Source organism: Terriglobales bacterium, assembly GCA_035651995.1.
GTDB lineage: Bacteria > Acidobacteriota > Terriglobia > Terriglobales > Acidobacteriaceae > DASRER01.
This window is the reverse complement of record DASRER010000047.1, coordinates 1-17788: the sequence shown is the minus strand read 5'-3', so window position 1 is coordinate 17788 and position 17788 is coordinate 1. Positions and strand designations below refer to the sequence as shown.

The window sequence follows — 17788 nt, the reverse complement described above, 5'->3', positions numbered from 1 at the left end:
CAAGGTCCAGAGATGAATCGCCACGAGGAGTATTCGGAATTGTGCGCTCTGGCCACTTCCGGATCACTGTCGGACCATGAATGGAGCAGGCTGCAAGACCATCTCGCGCAATGCGGCAACTGCCGCGAGGAACTTCACCGCTATCGCGAGATCGCCCGCACCGGAATGGCGCTGCTGATGCCCGACGGGCCGGAAAACCAGCCGGAGCCGGGGTGGTCGCCTGAATTGGCGAAGAAGGAACTGTTTGCACGGCTGCAGAGCGGGGAGTACGCACACAAGCATCCGCTGCGCTCCACAGTGACTGCCCGGCAAGCTGGATTGAAATGGTGGCAGCGGCGACCTTGGTATCAGGAGATCCGTTACGCTGCCGCGGCGATCCTGATCGGTTTGATCTCGCTTGCGTCGTACGTGACTGCTCATCGCGCGGCGCCAGTCGAGATCGTCATGCCGCTGCCGCCACCCTCAGTCGCGCTGCGTGCCGAAGTCGAGCGCCTTAAACAGCAGCAGGACGTGCTCGAGCAGGACTTCGAGAGCCGCTCCGCCGAGGTGAAGCGGCTTTCGACAGAGCTGGAGCGCAGGACGGGTGAGATTTCAACGCTGAGGAGGCAACAAACGGAATCCTCACGGCAGGCAAGCCAGCAGATCTCGACGCTGCAGGGGCAATACGCAGCGGCGGTCGAGGCACGCGACGCCCTCGCCAAAAGGGTCCAGGAGGCGCAGGGTGCGCTTCAGCTGGTGCAAGCAAGGTACGACGCGCTGCGCGAGTCGCGGTCGGCGGAAGCGACGCAAACAGCCGCGCTCCAGAAGCACATCGACGAGCTTACGGCGCGCCTTGCCGAAAGCGAGATTTCACATCAGCAGGCGAAGCAGTTCCTGGCGCAGGACCGCGACGTGCGTGAATTGATGGGCGCCCGCGATCTCTACATTGCCGACGTTTATGACGTGGATGGCGCCGGTAACAAGGAGAAGCCCTTCGGGCGCGTTTTCTATACGAAAGGGAAGTCGCTCATTTTCTACGCGTTCGATCTGGACCAGAAACCTGCGTTGCGTGATGCCAGCATATTCCAGGCCTGGGGCCGGCGCGGGTTCACCGATAAACGCCCGCTCAACATGGGGATCTTCTATCTCGACAACGAAGCGAACAAGCGCTGGGTGCTGAAATTCGACGATCCAAAGGCGCTGGCGCAGGTTGACGCCATCTTCGTAACCGTCGAACCGCCTGGCGGCAGCCAGAAGCCAAGCGGTCAGCAGCTCCTGTTCGCGTCCCTCAGGTCGAAGCCGAACCACCCGTGAACTTGAACAGCGGTGGTACAGAGTCGGCAGGCCCCGCCGTACATGCAGGAAAGCCGTGAACCTTCCCAACAGGAGGCCCTGCATGCGCGGTTGTGCTGCCTTACTCTTCCTTTGTCTGCTTCTTTCTGCCGTCGCAACCGCGCAGAGCACGGGCGCCACGATTACAGGCCGCGTGGTGGACGCATCGCAGGCCGTGATTGCGGGCGCAAAGGTGACCATTGCTGACGTGGAAAAGGGAAGCCGGTCAACCACGCAGACCAATGGTGAAGGCATTTACAGCGTCACGAACCTTGCGCCGGGCACCTATCAGATCGAAGTATCCAAGCAGGGGTTCAAGACGGCGCTCAAGCCGGACGTCACGCTGCACGTGCAGGACGTGCTCGCGATCAACTTCGCTCTCCCCGTCGGCGCCGCCTCGGAGAGCATTACCGTGTCGGCCGGCGCGCCGCTCATCAACACTGAGTCGTCAGCCGTCGGGACGGTTGTGGACCGCAACTTCGTGGGCAACCTGCCGCTGAACGGGCGCAGCTTCCAGTCGCTTGTGTTACTTACGCCGGGCGCAACCGTTTCCGCCGCCTCCTTCAGCACCGACCTGGGGCAGTTCAGTGTGAACGGGCAGAGAGCCGGTACCAACTACTTCATCGTGGACGGCGTGAGCGCCAACATCGGCTCGAGTCCGATCCTGGGAAGCGCCACGAACCTGGCGCTGGCAGGCGGATATCCTGGATTGAGCGCCCTGGGCGGCACCAACAACCTGGTGTCGGTGGATGCGCTGGAGGAATTCAGAATCCAGACCTCCTCGTACACGGCCGAATCGGGCCGCCAGCCCGGCGGGCAAGTGTCGGTGGTGACCCGATCAGGGACGAACGCATTTCACGGCACTGCGTTCGACTACTTGCGGAACGATGCGCTCGATGCGCGCGACTGGTTCAACAAGAAACCGGCGCCCAAGCCGGCGCTCCGCCAAAACCAGTATGGCGGAACCTTCAGCGGCCCGATCTTCATCCCGCGGATCTATGACGGCCACAATCGCAGCTTCTTCTTCTTTTCGTATGAAGGCCAGCGGCTGGTGCTGCCGTTCGTCGGCACACAGAACGTCCCGTCTCTGAGGCTTCGCACGCTCGCCTCGGCGGGGCTGAAGCCCGTGATGAACGCGTTCCCCCTGCCCACCGGGCCGGAACTGCTTACCGCGGGCGGCCAGCCGAGCGGTTTTGCGCCTTTCAGTTTCGGCGTCTCCAATCGAGGATCTTCCGACGCGACCAGCGTCCGCCTGGACCACATCGTCAACAGCAAGCTGACGCTCTTCGGCCGCTACAACGTTTCTCCCTCGCGCAACGAAAGCGGCTCTTTCAGCGTGATTGCCATCGAGGCGCACACTTCGACCCTGACGCTGGGTGCAACTTCGGCGTTCACACCCAGCCTGAACAACGAGCTGCGTTTCAACTACAGCCGGCAGGGAACACCCGAGATCGGGTCGCAGCGCGCGTTGAACGGCGGCGTTCCGGTGGACCCGCTCTACATGACCAGCGGCTTTCCCGGCACGGGGAACATCAGTTTTATTCTCAGCGGCCAGAATGTCGGCCTGACGCTGCAGGGGTTGTTCTCCGATAACGTGCAGCGGCAGTTCAACATCGTCGACAACGTTTCGTTGCTGAAGGGCGCGCATCACTTCAAGTTCGGCGTCGACATTCGCCGCCTGGCGCCTTACTACGCCGCCCAGGACCAGCACGTCTACAACTACCTTACGGAAGCCAACGTCGCCAGCGGGGCCGCCAATCTGTTTCTGGTGGCCGCATTCCAGCCGGCGCGTCCTCGCTTTTTGAACGTTGCTACCTATGCCCAGGACACCTGGAAAGTGACGCCCCGGCTAACGCTCGACCTGGGGCTGCGCTGGGACATCAATCCGGCCCCGACGGAGGCGGATGGGCACAACCCTGCGCTCGCCGTCGGCATTGTTGGAAAAGATGTAACCAAGGCGACGCTGGCGCCCCCGGGCACGCCGCTGTTCAAGACTTACTACGCCGCGTTTGCGCCTCGGCTGGGAGCCGCTTACCGCCTGCGGCAGCGTGCCGGTTATGAAACCGTGCTCCGCGGGGGATTCGGCGTCTATTACGACCTGGGGACTGGCACGGCAGCAAACGCGTGGCCGTTCAGCCGAAGCTCCATCCTGCCGAACGTTACGTTCCCTGCGGCTAGCGCGATCGCCGCTCCGCCGCCTTTCGCGCCCATCACATTGCCGACAACCAGCACCGTTCGCGGCTTTGCCGAGGACCTGGCGCTGCCGTACACATTGCATTGGAACGTCAGCCTGGAGCAGGCGCTGGGATCGTCGCAGGCGGTTTCGTTTTCCTATGTTGCATCTGCCGGGCGCGACCTGCTGATGTCGCCGTTACTCAATCAGCCAGCGGGGCTGGCCACCGGCCCCAGGCCGAATCCCAACTTCGGGTCGATCGCGTTCTCCGCGAATGGACCTAGCAGCGATTACCACTCGCTGCAGACTCAGTACAAAACCACGCTCACCCACGGATTGCAGGCGCTGGTCAACTACGCGTGGTCGCATGCCCTGGATGCTGTCTCCAGCGACAACTTCAACTTTGACATCGTGCGCGGGAACGCGGACTTCGACATCAGGCACAATTTCTCGGCGGCGCTGACCTACAACGTACCGGCGGTCAAGGCGCCGGCGCTGAAACCGATACTGCGCGATTGGTCTATCTCCAGCCTGACCCATGCCCAGACCGGCAGGCCAGTGGACATCCGCAAGGTAGCCGTCGTGACGGTCGAGGGCCTGGCGACGCTGCCGCATCCTGACCTGGTTCCGGGTGTTCCGATTATCGTGAACGATCCGACCGTGCCGGGCGGAAGACGCTTCAACGCCGCCGCGTTCACAGATCCGCCGTCGCTTCCCGGGCTGCCGGGCGTTCCCGCGCGTGACGGCAATTTCGGCCGCAATCGGCTGCGCGAACTGGCGATCTACCAGACCGACTTCTCGCTGGGGCGCAACTTCAATCTGAACGAGGCACTGAAGCTCCAGTTCAGGTGGGAGGTCTTCAACATCTTCAACCATCCGATGTTCGGCTTCCCCATCGGCTTCAGCAACACCGGCACGGATTACTCGATTCCCAGCACGTTTGGCGTGCCGCCGACGATGCTGCGAACCGCGCTGGGAGGGACTGCCGCGCCCAACGCCGGGTTCAACGGCTTGTATCAGCTGGGTGGACCGCGGTCCATGCAGTTCTCGCTACGATTGTCATTCTGACGTTTGAGGGTTGCTGCCGTGCGGAGTGCGCTCGCCCGGGGGAGGGCGCACTTCGCACGGCGGGCACAGGAGAATGCCCATGAAGCTCGCTGTAGTCGCCACCATCGCGTTGATGTGCGCGCCCGTCGTGCTCGGCAGCTCTGAGATCGCCGCGGACAATCAGGTGAAGGTAATCGTAGGCCCGAACGTTCTGGTGAGTCCCCAGACGGACGGGATCATCGCGGAACTCATGTTTGCCGTGGATCCGACCAATCCGATGAATGTGCTCGGCGGTGGCATCCTGACGCGCGCTGCGTTCCCTCTGGATGGTGAGCAGGCCGCCGGCCGGCATGGACCGTGGGAATCGGTTGGGTTCCGCAGCAGCGACGGCGGGAACAGCTGGAAGCGCGTGCGCTACCCGGAACTCGAGGCGCTCGGCGGCGGCGACCCCATGGTGGCATGGGGGCGGACGGGGACCGCTTACTTTATGAGCCTCGGCGAGAGTGAGAAAGGGAAGCTCGGATTGCTCTTCTACCGCTCTGAAAACAGCGGCGCCACCTGGAGCAAGGTGCAGACGCTGCCCATGTGTGATCACGAGCAGGTGGTGGTTGATCACTCCACCGGCCGCTTCGCGGGGAATGTGTACGTCAGTGCCCTGTATGGGAAACGAGGAGAGCCAGGTCATCCAAAGCTCGACTATCACGTGGGCGTCATCCGTTCGCACGACGATGGCCGCACATGGATCGGCTTCGTCGATGTCGCCAACAACCACGACATGCCCACGCGCGGCATCAACGCCATGAATCCTGCGCTGTTCACCGATGGCGAGCTCTTCGTTCCCTACGTGGAGTTTCCCAACGACATGCCGAAGGGAACGACTCCGGAGCTGCGCGAGCGCAAGAAGTATCACTACTGGTTCGCTACTTCGAAGGACGGCGGAGCGACGTTCTCCGCGCCGCAAAAATTCAAACTCCAGGGTGGCGCGGAACTCCTGGGACCGTTCATGATTTTTCCGTTCTTCGCCATCGATAATTCCAACGGCGCGTTCAGGGACCGGGTCTACATGGTGTGGGCTGACCGCTTCTACAGCCCGACAACAGGCCCCCAGAAGTACACCGACCAGTATCCGGAAGAGCACCATGCTCGCGTGATGCTGTCCTACTCCTCCGACCGCGGCCAAACCTGGTCGAAGCCGAGCATGATCTACGCCGGGAGCCTTACCGCCGGCGATCAGTTCATGCCCTCGGTGGCGGTGAATAACGAGGGCATTCTCGCCGTCTCCTTCTCAGACACGCGCGAAACTCCGGCCGGCAGGGAAACACCTTTGGTTCACCGCTATCTCTCAGTGTCGCTCGACGGCGGCGAGAATTTCCTGCCGCCGGTTCGGATCAGCTCTCAGCCAACCTATCCGGCGGATGCTCTCGGCAAGGTGATCGGCGCCGCCGTCAACAACCGTTCCATTTCCTTCACCAACGGCGGCGGACGCGTGAACGGCGGTGACTATCTCGCGCTCGCCACCGATCGGGACGGGATGTTTCGTCCCTTTTGGACAGACGGGCGCACGGGAACCTATCAGGTCTGGACAGCGGCGGTCCGCGTTACCCGCCCCGAGTCCAACCGCCCGGGCCATCTTGATAGCGCCAGTGCAACCGCCGAGCCAGCGCCCGCCTTGGTCGAGGCTGATGTGAGCGACAAGATCGAGGTGTGGCTCGATCCTCTGCGGGATTCAGCGCCGGCGGGGGCCCTCGATCTTCCCGTGCGGCTGAGGAACAAGTCTGACCAGCCGATCTATGGGCCGATTGTGGTCGCGGTCGAACAGGTCACGCCTGATGGCTCCATCCTCAACGCCCCGAACGGAAAAACCGGCGCGGGCGCAGCTTTTGCCTATGCGGCGGCCTTGCGGGATTGGGAGGCGCTGCCTGCCGGTGGAGTGAGCGAGAGCATTGTGTGGCGCATCAAAGCTCCGGCCAAGGCCGATGAGCTTCCGACCTTGCGCTTCAAGGTCACCGCAAGGGTCCGGCAAGCCAAGGGCGGCGCAACATCGCAGGCTGAGCGCTAAATTTCATCGAGCGGCGCAGGAGAAGACATGAGCGCCAGCCGGACCTCCGCCTGACGTAAAAAATCTGACTTCGGGTGATGATGTCAGCCGTCCACCGGACTAGAATTCACCGGCCGAGCCATGGATGACATCTACGCCATCAATGTCGCCAAGACCGAGTACCGCGAGGCTTTTAATACTGGGGATGTGCACCGGCTACTCTCGGTTTTCGGCGATGGCTTCGCCGACTTCAGCGTTGGCGAGCCGAGCTTCTTCGGGGCAGAGGCCCGCAACGCCCTGGAGTGGCGTGTGCGAGAGCTATTCGCCCGATATGAAGCTCGACTGGCCGTAATCATTATCGACATTCAGATATTTGGTAACGTCGCCTACGACTGGGGATGGCACGAACTCACGCTCACACCGAAAACGGGCGGCGATCCGGTCACCACGCGGCAACGCTACATGGAGGTTTGGCAGAAGGGTGCGGACGGCAAATGGCGGATCGCCATCTTTATCAACAACGCCGACCTGCCGCCGCAGATGCTCGATGAGCGACTTCGCCAAGCAAGGGCCGAGTCGGGGCCCAGCTAGCGCCGGATTGCCTGGAGCGCCTCGCCGAGGCACCAGACCGACACGCCAAGCAGCACCAGGTCCTTCAGCAGGAAGCCTCCGCTGCCGCTCAGAGCAGGGAAGCCACCCAGACTCTTCTCCCATCCGGGAAGCGAGAACAGGAAGCTGAGCGTCGTCAGAAAGGTGCCGAGCGCAAGCACGCTGCCGATCGCGGCTGCACGCGCGGAAACGAACCGCAGCGCGATGAGCAACCCGGTCGAGATCTCGACAATGCCCAGCAGGTTCGAAAACGCGCGCACGCTGAAGACGCTGTACGCCCACGACAGCAACGGACTGGTGGTGACCAGCGGCCGGATGCCTTCGGCTTCGTAGGCAGTGAACTTCATGGCGCCGATCCACACCAGCACGAGGACAAGCCCGCAACGTGCGATGAGCTTGCCTGCGTTCTCGACGCCGGCAAAGGCGCGCGGGGCAGCCACGGGAATGGATTGGGGACCTGCCGTGCTCATCGTTTTCTCCTGGCCTTCAAGGGTGCACGCCCGCCACGTTCAAACGGATCCGGTATAGACCACTGCGGGCCGTCATGTAGAGCGTGCGGCCGTCGTCGTCGCCCCAAGCCATGTTGTGCGGATGCTCGGCCGCAACGATCGTGCCCAGGCGCTTGCCTTCCGGCGAGACGATCCAAAGCCCGCCGGGACCGGAGACATAAACGTCCCCGCGCTCATCCACCTTCAGGCCATCGATCGCGTCTTCGCCGGGCGTGCTGGTGAAATCAGCGAACACCTTGCCGTTGGCGAGCGTTCCGTCAGGCTGCACGTCGTAGCGCATTACGACTTTCTTCTGCTCATCCCAATTGCCGACGTAGAGATATTTCTCGTCGGGGGAGAACGCGATGCCGTTGGGGCCCTTGAGTTCCCTGGTGAGCAGCGTGATGTGGCCATCCGCCACGCGAAAGACGCCGCTGTAAGGAAGCTCCTTGGCCGGATCGTCGTAGACCTTGGCGAGGCCGAACGGCGGATCGGTGAAGTAGAGCGAGCCGTCGGACTTGTAGACGAGATCGTTCGGACTGTTCAGCCGCTTGCCGTCGTATCGGTCGGCGAGGACTGTGACCACGCCGTTGCGCTCCAGGCGGACCACTCGCCGGCGGCCGTGCTCGTCGATGGTGAGCCGGCCATCTTTGTCGAGAGTGAGGCCGTTGGACCCAGGCTGGTGGTATTCACCGATGTTGAGACCGCTGTAGCCGGAATGAGTGCGGTAGATGGATAGTTCACCGTCGGGTGTGTAGCGCCAGATCAGGTTGTTATCGGGCTCGCTGAAGAGCAGATAGCCGCCATCGCGCACCCACACCGGACCTTCGGTGAACAGGAAGCCGCCGGCAAGCTTCTCGATTTTGGCTTCGCGTGGAACGATCTGATCAATCGCAGGATCGATGCGTTCAATCCTGCCCGCACTCGGTGTGTCGTTGGCACTGGGCTTGTAGAAGTCCAGAGTGGCCGACTTGATCCAGATGAAATTGTTTGGCGAGGCGCTGATCGGGCCGTTCATCCCGAACACGGCAATCTCGAAGCGCTGACCCGGGCGCGCATTGCGCGTGAGGATCACTTTGTTGGGTGCGTTGAAACCCTTTATGACTTGCCCGCCTGCTTGCCCGAGGACGAGCGGGAGCTTGCCGTCTACCCAGACCTCGGCATAGTCGTCGATCACAATTTCGAACGCGAGCGTGGAACCGGTTGGATCGAAGCTGCCGACCTTAGGCGGAACCGTAACGTTGATCCGGTACCAGGCGAAGCTGACCTTGCCGTTGCCGCGACGGGCATCGAGCGTGGTCGGATCAATCGCCGGCCAGCCGGAGTCGTCGAAGCCGGCGCCATTCGCCTTGGGCGTGTAATCGTACGTCCGATTCGGCGGGCCGCTCGGACGCAAGTCGGACCCTACTGCGCGCCCGTCCACCTCCACGATCTTGACGTCGCTGTATCGCCACTGCCCGTTCACCAAGGCGGCGCCCTCGCGGGTAGCGAGATCCACCGTCGCCTCAGGCCGCCCGAACGGAGGATCTTGCACATGCTGGGCGACGGCAGGGAAGATGGTGAACAGCAAAGTGGCGGCGAAAGCAAAGATGCGCTTCATAGCAGGCTCCTAGCGCACCTTCACCACGTAGTACGTGAACGGCCCCTTCACTTCCTTGAACCAGTGGGGAACGCCGTTCGGAACAATGATGACGTCGCCTTTGGCAAGTTGGCGCGTGTCACCGCTGGTGATCGAGGAACCTCGAATCTCATCGGCCGCGATGTTCGCCGGCTCGACAGCGGTGCCGCCGGTCACGAAAGTGGCCGTGCCGCCGAGAACGTAGATGATGTCGGTGTCCAGGGTATGAATTTCAGCCTTGCCGGGCGCGTCACGACGGCTGGCATGGACCATGTAGTTCCGGCCTTGGCCATCGAACAGTACCGCGCCTTTGTCGAATGCCGCCGCGACCTGCGCCGCGGGGAAGTAGCTGACCCTCGCCGTCGAGTTGCTCATCCCGGTTTTCGCGGCGCTTCCACTCGTGCCGGAGCTGGAGGCAGTCATGCCCGCGAACGCCTTTGCCGCGGCGGCGCCCGCCAGGGCGAGCTCCTCGTCCTGCGCGGCACTCGCGGCGCCGCTCACGCCGACACCTCCCACAATCTGGCCGTCCACTTCGATCGGCACGCCGCCGATAAGGGGTGTGAAGTCGCTGAGGGCCGTCATAACGGTGCGGCCCTTGCCGCTCGAGTTGACCAGCTCTTCGAAGAAGCGCGTCGGCTTCCTGAACAGTACGGCGGTACGGGCCTTGCCGATCGAAACATTGGCGCCCGCGCCGAACGTGCCATCGAGGCGCTCGAGCGCCATCAGATTTCCGCCTTCGTCCACAACGGCAATCACGCCAGTGGTGTTCTTGCTTTTGGCGTCCGCGATGGCGGCGGCGATGATCTTGCGCGCGCCTTCGATGGTGAGCGCTTTCTTATCGGCGACCTGCGCCGTTGCTTGCGTGCTCAGAACGGCCAGCGCCAAGGTGAGAAATGAAATTCGTGTCTTCATGGTGACTTCCTCACGGCTGGCCGCGCGACCAAGCAGGCGCCACCAGCCGTCAGTGGATTTGTCTATTTCACAGCCGAACTGAATGACGCTTCGCCCAGATTGGTTTCTGCCCAGGCGCACCAGATCACGACCTTCTTCACGTCTTTCACGTAGTCTGGCACCGTGATCTTTTTCTGGAAACGATCGGGCTGTTTGCCGTGGTCTTCCATCGCCATGCCCTGCGGCTTCAGCGTGAGCCGATCCAGCACATACATGGTCCCCTTTGAATCAACGACAGCCCAGTGCGGGTCGGGCGTGCCGGGCGCCACAAAATCGTCGGAGAGCGTGAGCACGCTCCTGCCGTTCTCCATGCTGTGCGAAACGGTCCCCGTGTTCGCCTTCGGGCCCTGGAACGGCGAACTGGTGTGCGACATGCCCATTTGGGCGATGGACGGCGAAATGGACACGGCGCCGAGCACCAGTGCGGCCGCAATACGATAAATGGATTTCATTGCCTCTCTCTCCTTGCGCTCTCGTATCCGAGGGCTGCTGGCGGAGTGGGATACGGGGCAGGAGAAAAAGTTTCAGGGCGCCGTGGAGAGCGAACAGTGGACAGCTGAAGCCGTAGTGGATTCAGCCGTTCGCACATGGCAATACGTTAGGTTCCGGGCCCGCAAGAAGCGTGGGCTCAGGGTGAGTAGTCGCTTGCGGTTCTACAGGGCGGAAGCGGAGAGCGCCGTTATTCTTTCAGATGATCGTCCAACTTGGAGTACAGCCGCTTGCTGAAGCCGGTCGGAAGGTCGAAGGCCTCGCCATCGGCGAGGAGGCGGACGGTGTTGCTGGTGCCATCAAGGATGGCGGCACAGTGGTGGCACACCTTGACGTGGTTCTCGATGCGCTCGCGCAATTCAGGATCGAGGTCACCGTCAATGTAGTTCGAGATCTCTCTCCAGACCTCCAGACAACTGATCTCAATTACTGCCACTGTGTGATCCCTTCTCCGTGTCCCTATATGTGCAGCGAACCAAGGAATTGCGATTCCGGTATGTACAGCGAGTTGGCGTGCAGTGCATGTCCACAGACAACCCACGGGTGCGTGTGGAAACCGCCCTTCATCACCATGCGGCCGCTGAGCGCCTTCACCTCATACATACAGACCATCACGCACGGGAAGCGCTTGGCGAGGCCGGTTACGCGGGCTTCCAGCTCGAGTACGCCATCTTCGCCGCCGGGCCAGGGGCGATTCCCAGCGCCCAGATTCCCGAGATAGCGGATCGCGCTGGCGTTCTGGCGCATCGCGTCTTTGAAAGCACCTTCGATCGCGACCAGGGTTTCGCTCGTCTGAAGTTCACGGGGCAGAACCCGCAGGCGGCCGGAAGCAATGAGCTCCCCGACATCTATCCCCGCGTTACGCAGCAGCCGAAGGACGCGCTCGTTGGCCTCTTCGTGCCCGAACAGCACGCCGTGATCGCGGTCCCTCAATCCGATTTCGAGGAAGCGAACGCCGCGGCGGAATTCCTCCTGCGTTTCCCAGAAGTGAATCACGTGCGTGCCGAGTTCGATCGGGTCATCGGTAATGCCGAGGGTGATTGACCCGCGGGACACGGCAGCAGCGGCGTCGCGCAGCTTTCCTCGCAAGCGATTGCTGAAGCTGGCAGGCAGCTCGAACGCCTGCTCGTCGCCGATCAGACGAACCGTGTTGGCCGTGCCGCTTACGACTGCGGTGCAATGCCGGCAGTGCTTCAGATGGCGTTCGATGCGTGCGCGAAGCTTTGCATCGAGGTCGCCATCGAGGTAGTTCGACACTTCGCGCCAGACTTCGCGGCAACTGATCTCGAATTCGTGAACGTCGGCCATCAGCGTACTTCCAATCCTTGAGCGGCTACCACGGCCGCACCTTCTTATATTGCTCGGCGCCAGTGGCCCAGGAGCCGTCGATTCCGGGAGCGAGCGCGTCGCGCATTTGCAACCGCGCGCGCAGCAGCCGAGTCTTAACGGTCGCCTCCGTGATGTCCAGGATCTCCGCTGTTTCCTTGATGCTGCGATGCTGCACGTCGCGCAGCACCAGCACTTCACGATACTTGGGCTTCAGCGAGGCCAGCCCGCGCGTGATGGCTTCACGCAGCTCGCGGCGTTGGAGCGACTCCGACGGGATGTCGCGCCAGTCCGCGAAGTCGCGCGGCATGTAGTCGCCTTCTTCCGTTTCTGTGCCCTGGTCCACCGACTCGTAGAGGTGGCGGCGGTCTTTACGCAAGCGAATGCGCGCTTCGTTGATCGTGATCTGGATGAGCCAGGTGCTGAACTTCGACTCGCCGCGGAATTGCTCCAGGTGCGTGAAGGCCTTGAGCACGGCTTCCTGCGCGACCTCTTCCGCATCGGCCTGGTTGTTCAAAACGCCGTATGCGGCCATGTAGACCGCCTTCTCGTGCGGCCTTACCAGGCTGTAGAAGAGCTCGCTTTCACCGGCGCGGATGCGGCGGATCAGCTCTGAAAGATGGGGCGTTGGCTCGGGTGTCGGGACAGGCATGGCGAGTTTCGCTGGCTGACCCATGTACGCGGCGGTGGGTAAAGCAGATTCAGCGGCGGTTCGCGACTCGCCGTCCGCTGGATTATATGTGGCCGTCACGGTAGCGGCAATCAGCGGCTTCGCCCTCCGTGCCATTCGTCCAGTCCCGCGTTCCGCCGGATTTGTGGTGGAGACACCCATACTCCACAGACTGAGATTCCGCCGGGCGCCAGATGTTACGGTCCGGCCAAAAAAAAAGTGAATCGCGGCGGAAACTATTCGCCGGATACCGAATCGCATCCGGCATGCACACCCTGACAAAGAGTGAAGATGCGGTCATGGAGCCCGCTCCGGCAGTGAGGCGGACCGAGAATCTCCGGGGCGCGCCGCCAACCAGCGCTGTCGTGCCGGGCGCATCTTCCTCTCCTTCCGCGAACAAAGCTCGCAGGGGTTCTGCCCGCACCGGGTCCACGGCGGCGCTGCGGGCGCACTGGCCCGAGTACCTGATGGAAGCTGCCGGGCTCGGCCTGTTCATGTTTTCGGCTTGCGCCTTTGGCGCACTGCTGCTGCTGCCAGCATCGCCGGTCGTAAAAGCGATCGCGACGCCCACGATACGGCGCGTGATGTTCGGCTTCGCCATGGCGGGCACGCTGATCGCCATCATCTATTCGCCGATCGGCGCGCAATCGGGTGCGCACCTGAATCCTTCGGTCACGCTCACCTTCTTCCGCCTGAAGAAGATCAGGGGGTGGGACGCGGTCTTCTATATAGCATCGCAATTTCTTGGTGGGCTGGCGGGTGTGCTCATCGCCGTCCTGATCTTCGGCGACTGGATCCGGCATCCGGCGGTGCACTACGTGGTCACGGTGCCCGGGCCCGACGGCCCGTGGCCGGCATTCATGGCCGAGTTCGTGATGGCGGTGATCACCATGACGGTGGTGCTGCGCTCGTCGAACCATCCGGTCTGGTCGCGTTACACCGGGCTGCTGGCAGGCGCCCTGGTAGCCGCTTACATCTCATTCGAAGCGCCGATCTCGGGATTCAGCCTGAATCCCGCGCGCACCACGGCGTCGGCTGCGCCGGCCATGCTCTGGACGGCAGCGTGGATTTACTTCACGGCGCCGCCGCTGGGAATGCTTGTGGCCGCCGAGGCATACCTCGTCGGCAAGGGGCACGACAACGTCTTCTGCGCCAAGCTCCACCACCACAACAACAAGCGTTGCATCTTCAACTGCCGCTTTGGCGAGATGCAGGCACAAGGTCCACAGGCCAAATCCGCAATAACCAATTGAAGGAGAGTTTCGCAATGAATACCCGCAAGATTGTCATCATCGTAGTTGCCGTGGTCGTGCTCATAGGCCTGTGGGCGGCATTCCGCCCCGAGCGTCTGTGGGTGAACAAGACGGTCAACGAGAGCTTCCCCACAACCAGTGCGTCTGCGGCAGGCATGCCGCAGACCGACAACGCGCAGCAGGTGCTGGCGACGGGCCGATTCCACAGCGTGGCGCATGACGGCGCGGGCGTGGCCACGGTCTACAAGCTGGCCGACGGCAAGCGCGTGCTGCGCCTGTCGGAGTTCTCCACATCGAACGGACCGGCGCTCTACGTTTATCTGGTAGCGGCCGCCGACGCGACCGACAGCGACACGGTGAAAAAAGCCGCGTTCGTTGACCTGGGCCCGTTGAAGGGCAACAAGGGCGACCAGAATTACGATCTGCCCGCCGATGCCGATTTGGCGAAATACCAGTCGGTGACGGTGTGGTGCAAGCGCTTCAACAGGAACTTCACCACCGCGCCTTTGAAGGAGGGCATGACGCCGGCGTCTCCGGCGGCGATGAACGGGCCGACGCCGCTGGCGGCCGGCAACTTTCACACTGTGCTGCACGAAACGAAAGGCACGGCCACCATTTATCAACTGCCCGACGGCAAGCGAGTGCTGCGCTTCACCGACTTCGCGACTTCGAATGGCCCGGACCTCCAGGTCTATTTGGTGGCGGCCGGCGATGCGAGTGACAGCGACGCCGTGAAGAAAGCCGGCTTCGTCACTTTGGGCGCGCTCAAAGGCAATCAGGGCGACCAGAACTACGAAGTGCCGGGGAATGTTGACCTGGCCAAGTACCGCGCCGTGACGGTGTGGTGCCGCCGCTTCAGCGCCAACTTCGCCACCGCACCGTTGACCCCGAAGCAAGGCTAGTCAACCGTAGTTGCCCGAGAGAGCGGGGCTTCCATGCCGAACAATAACCACTACGACGTGATCATCATCGGAACGGGGGCCGGCGGCGGCACGCTTGCGTACCGCCTGGCTCCCTCGGGCAAGCGGATCCTGCTGCTGGAGCGCGGCGACTACGTCCGGCGTGAAAAACAGAACTGGGACTCGGGCGCTGTGAACCTCGAAGGACGCTACAACACCAAAGAGAGCTGGCAGGACAAGGACGGCCACTCGCTCCATCCCCACACAAACTACTACGTGGGCGGAAACACCAAGTTCTACGGCGCGGCGCTGTTCCGTCTGCGCAAAGAAGACTTTGGCGAGATCAGGCACGCCGGCGGCATCTCGCCGGAATGGCCGATCTCGTACGGGGACCTCGAGCCTTACTATGCCGAAGCAGAGCGCCTGTACAGCGTGCACGGTACGCGCGGAGAAGATCCAACCGATCCGCCGTCCAGCGGACCGTATCCGTTTCCGGCGGTGAGCCACGAGCCGCGCATCCAGGCGCTCAGCAACCAGTTCTCGGCGCAGGGACTGAGGCCCTTCCACGTGCCGCTGGGCGTGATGCTGAACGAGAGTGACGCCCACAAGAGCCGCTGCATTCGCTGCAACACCTGCGACGGTTTCCCCTGCCTGGTTTACGCGAAGAGTGACGCCCAGGTTGTCTGTGTTGACCCGGCGCTCGAGCATCCGAACGTCGAAATGCTCACGAACGCGTACGTCGCCAGGCTCGAAACCGACGCCTCCGGGCGCTCGGTCAGCGCTGTCCAGGTGGAGCGCAACGGTGAAAAACTGCGCTTCACTGCCGACGTCGTCGTGTCGTCGTGCGGCGCCATCAATTCAGCGGCGCTGCTGTTGCGCTCGGCGAACGAGAAGCATCCGAACGGGCTGGCGAACGGGTCTGACTTTGTTGGCCGTCACTACATGGGGCACGTCAATTCGGTCGTCATGGCGATCTCGAAGTGTCCTAACCCGACCATCTTCCAGAAAACACTGGCGGTGAACGACTTCTACTTCGGCTCAAAGGACTGGCAGTACCCGATGGGACACATCTCGTTCGTCGGCAAGCTCGATGCGCAGGCGCTGCGCGCGGGCGCGCCGAAAATTGCGCCGGGCTTCACGCTCGAATTGATGGCCAAGCACTCGCTCGACTTCTGGCTCACGTCGGAAGACCTGCCCGATCCGAATAACCGCGTCACCGTGAACACAAGGGGCGAGATCGTGCTCAGCTACACACCCAACAACACGGAGGGGCACGACCGCCTGCGCGCCAAGCTCCAGCATCTGATGAAGCACACTGTTTGTGACATTCATGGCAACAACTGCCACGAAGGCCTGTTTGACCGCAGCCTGTTTGTCGGGCAGAAGATCCCGCTCGCCGGGGTCGCGCACCAGAACGGCACAATCCGCTTCGGCCGCGATCCGAAGACGAGCGTGCTCGACGTCAACTGCAAAGCCCACGAACTCGACAACCTGTACGTGGTTGACGGCAGCTTCTTCCCGTCGAGCGGCGCGGTGAATCCGGCGCTGACCATCATGGCGAATGCGCTGCGCGTCGGCGATCACCTGCTCAACCGCATGGGCGTGCGCGGTGAAGCGATGGTTCAGCGTGAGAAGGCCGCGAGCGCCGAGATCGAAGCCGCAGGGGTCGCGCGCTGACGATGGCCGCTTCGCATCGAATTCGCGGCACGAGCGTGCGCGTACTGCCTCTGGCGCTGCTGCTGGTCTTTGCGCTGCCGCTTGCCGCGCAAACCCAACCGGCTGTCATCGCGCTCGATTCGGTCGGCATCACGGTGAGCGACATGGAGCGCGCCGTGGACTTCTACTCCGGAGTGCTCTCGTTCCGCAAAGTTTCCGACGTGGAGCTCGCCGGCAATGACTGGGAACACTTCACCGGCGTCTTTGGCCTGCGAGTCCGCATAGTCCGCATGCAACTCGGCGGCGAGTTCATCGAGCTGGCGCAGTTTCTCGCTCCGGAAGGGCGACCTCTGCCGGTTGACTCGCGCAGCAACGATCGCTGGTTCCAGCACGTCGCGATCATCACCAGCGACATGCAGAAGGCTTACGCCCATCTTCGCGCGCACAACGTGCGCCACGCCTCCAGCGGTCCGCAGCGCCTGCCCGAGTGGAACAGGAACGCCGGCGGCATCGAGGCGTTTTATTTCAAAGATCCTGACGGCCACGCGCTCGAGGTCTTGCATTTTCCGGCAGGGAAGGGCGATCCAAAGTGGCAGAGCACCAGCGCGCTCTTTCTCGGCATCGACCACACGGCCATCACGGTCAGCGACACCGGCGCGAGCCTGGTTTTCTACCGTGACGCGCTCGGGATGCGTGTTGCCGGCGAGAGCGAGAACTACGGCACCGAGCAGGAGCACCTCAACAACGTCTTCGGTGCGCGGCTGCGCATCACTGCCTTGCGAGCTGCATCCGGCCCTGGCGTTGAGCTGCTCGAGTACCTGGCTCCTCGTGACGGCCGGCCCTATCCCGCCGACTGGCGCGCCAGTGACCTTGGCCATTGGAGCACGCGATTTATTTCGCCCGATACCGGCCGCGCCTCGCAGATTCTGCGAAACATTCACGCTCGCTTCGAATCTCCAGATGTGACCGCGCTCGCGCGTTCCGAGCTGGGGTTCTCGCGAGGAGTGATGGTGCGGGATCCCGACGGGCACGCGGTCCAACTGGTGCAGAAATGACCCCGAAGCCGACATTCGATTTAGAAAAGACGACCAGCCGCGGCAACGGCGCGCGAAGCAAGATGGGCTGCGCCGTTGATGAACGCCTCACCGAAAGCCGCGAGCGCACCCGGCACTGGAAGCGCTGGGGCCCGTACCTGAGTGAGCGCGCCTGGGGGACGGTACGCGAGGACTACAGCCCTTACGGCACCGCCTGGGAGTATTT

Annotated in this window: 16 protein-coding genes; 9 read left to right on the top strand and 7 right to left on the bottom strand. The window is 62.6% G+C overall.

What is annotated here, in order from left to right:
• The first annotated feature begins 12 nt into the window (after positions 1-12).
• The 4 genes from VFA60_15845 to VFA60_15830 all read left to right on the top strand — a co-directional run bounded on the left by VFA60_15845 (position 13) and on the right by VFA60_15830 (position 7160).
• A complete protein-coding gene (locus tag VFA60_15845) occupies positions 13-1293 on the top strand; it encodes a hypothetical protein (protein HZQ93265.1) in 1281 nt (426 codons plus the stop codon).
• An 82-nt stretch (positions 1294-1375) separates the two neighbouring features.
• Positions 1376-4552: a TonB-dependent receptor gene (locus VFA60_15840; GenBank protein ID HZQ93264.1), complete on the top strand. Its 3177-nt coding sequence runs from the start codon at positions 1376-1378 to the stop codon at positions 4550-4552.
• 79 nt (positions 4553-4631) lie between these two features.
• On the top strand, positions 4632-6590 hold the full coding sequence (locus VFA60_15835) for a sialidase family protein (protein HZQ93263.1): 1959 nt from the start codon (positions 4632-4634) through the stop codon (positions 6588-6590).
• A gap of 120 nt (positions 6591-6710) precedes the next feature.
• Positions 6711-7160, top strand: coding sequence for a nuclear transport factor 2 family protein (locus VFA60_15830; protein ID HZQ93262.1), 450 nt, complete (start codon positions 6711-6713; stop codon positions 7158-7160).
• On the opposite strand, the gene VFA60_15825 is transcribed toward VFA60_15830, so the two are convergent.
• From VFA60_15825 to VFA60_15795, 7 genes are all read right to left on the bottom strand, one after another.
• Positions 7157-7648, bottom strand: coding sequence for a DUF417 family protein (locus tag VFA60_15825; GenBank protein ID HZQ93261.1), 492 nt, complete (start codon positions 7646-7648; stop codon positions 7157-7159). The genes VFA60_15830 and VFA60_15825 overlap by 4 nt on opposite strands.
• Positions 7649-7664: 16 nt before the next feature.
• Positions 7665-9266, bottom strand: a complete 1602-nt coding sequence (locus VFA60_15820) for an SMP-30/gluconolactonase/LRE family protein (GenBank protein HZQ93260.1) — start codon at positions 9264-9266, stop codon at positions 7665-7667.
• A gap of 9 nt (positions 9267-9275) precedes the next feature.
• Positions 9276-10196: a heme-binding protein gene (locus tag VFA60_15815; GenBank protein HZQ93259.1), complete on the bottom strand. Its 921-nt coding sequence runs from the start codon at positions 10194-10196 to the stop codon at positions 9276-9278.
• A gap of 62 nt (positions 10197-10258) precedes the next feature.
• The gene (locus tag VFA60_15810) at positions 10259-10687 is read right to left on the bottom strand and encodes a hypothetical protein (protein ID HZQ93258.1); all 429 of its coding nucleotides are present in this window, start codon (positions 10685-10687) and stop codon (positions 10259-10261) included.
• Positions 10688-10914: 227 nt separating this feature from the next.
• The gene (locus tag VFA60_15805) at positions 10915-11160 is read right to left on the bottom strand and encodes a zf-HC2 domain-containing protein (GenBank protein ID HZQ93257.1); all 246 of its coding nucleotides are present in this window, start codon (positions 11158-11160) and stop codon (positions 10915-10917) included.
• Positions 11161-11183: 23 nt separating this feature from the next.
• Positions 11184-12032: an MEDS domain-containing protein gene (locus VFA60_15800; protein HZQ93256.1), complete on the bottom strand. Its 849-nt coding sequence runs from the start codon at positions 12030-12032 to the stop codon at positions 11184-11186.
• A gap of 25 nt (positions 12033-12057) precedes the next feature.
• Positions 12058-12702 (bottom strand): sigma-70 family RNA polymerase sigma factor, encoded by a 645-nt coding sequence (locus VFA60_15795; GenBank protein ID HZQ93255.1) that lies wholly within the window; start codon positions 12700-12702, stop codon positions 12058-12060.
• A gap of 212 nt (positions 12703-12914) precedes the next feature.
• Here VFA60_15795 and VFA60_15790 point away from each other — a divergent pair, with 212 nt between their 5' ends.
• The 5 genes from VFA60_15790 to VFA60_15770 all read left to right on the top strand — a co-directional run.
• Positions 12915-13973, top strand: coding sequence for an aquaporin (locus VFA60_15790; GenBank protein HZQ93254.1), 1059 nt, complete (start codon positions 12915-12917; stop codon positions 13971-13973).
• Positions 13974-13987: 14 nt separating this feature from the next.
• Positions 13988-14875 carry a DM13 domain-containing protein gene (locus VFA60_15785; GenBank protein ID HZQ93253.1) on the top strand — a complete coding sequence of 296 codons (888 nt, stop codon included), beginning with the start codon at positions 13988-13990 and terminating at the stop codon, positions 14873-14875.
• A 33-nt stretch (positions 14876-14908) separates the two neighbouring features.
• Complete coding sequence (locus VFA60_15780) at positions 14909-16549, top strand: GMC family oxidoreductase (GenBank protein ID HZQ93252.1); 1641 nt, start codon at positions 14909-14911, stop codon at positions 16547-16549.
• A gap of 35 nt (positions 16550-16584) precedes the next feature.
• Positions 16585-17583 (top strand): VOC family protein, encoded by a 999-nt coding sequence (locus VFA60_15775; protein ID HZQ93251.1) that lies wholly within the window; start codon positions 16585-16587, stop codon positions 17581-17583.
• A partial coding sequence (locus tag VFA60_15770) for a hypothetical protein (protein ID HZQ93250.1) occupies positions 17580-17788 on the top strand: 209 nt, incomplete at its 3' end. The genes VFA60_15775 and VFA60_15770, both read left to right, overlap by 4 nt.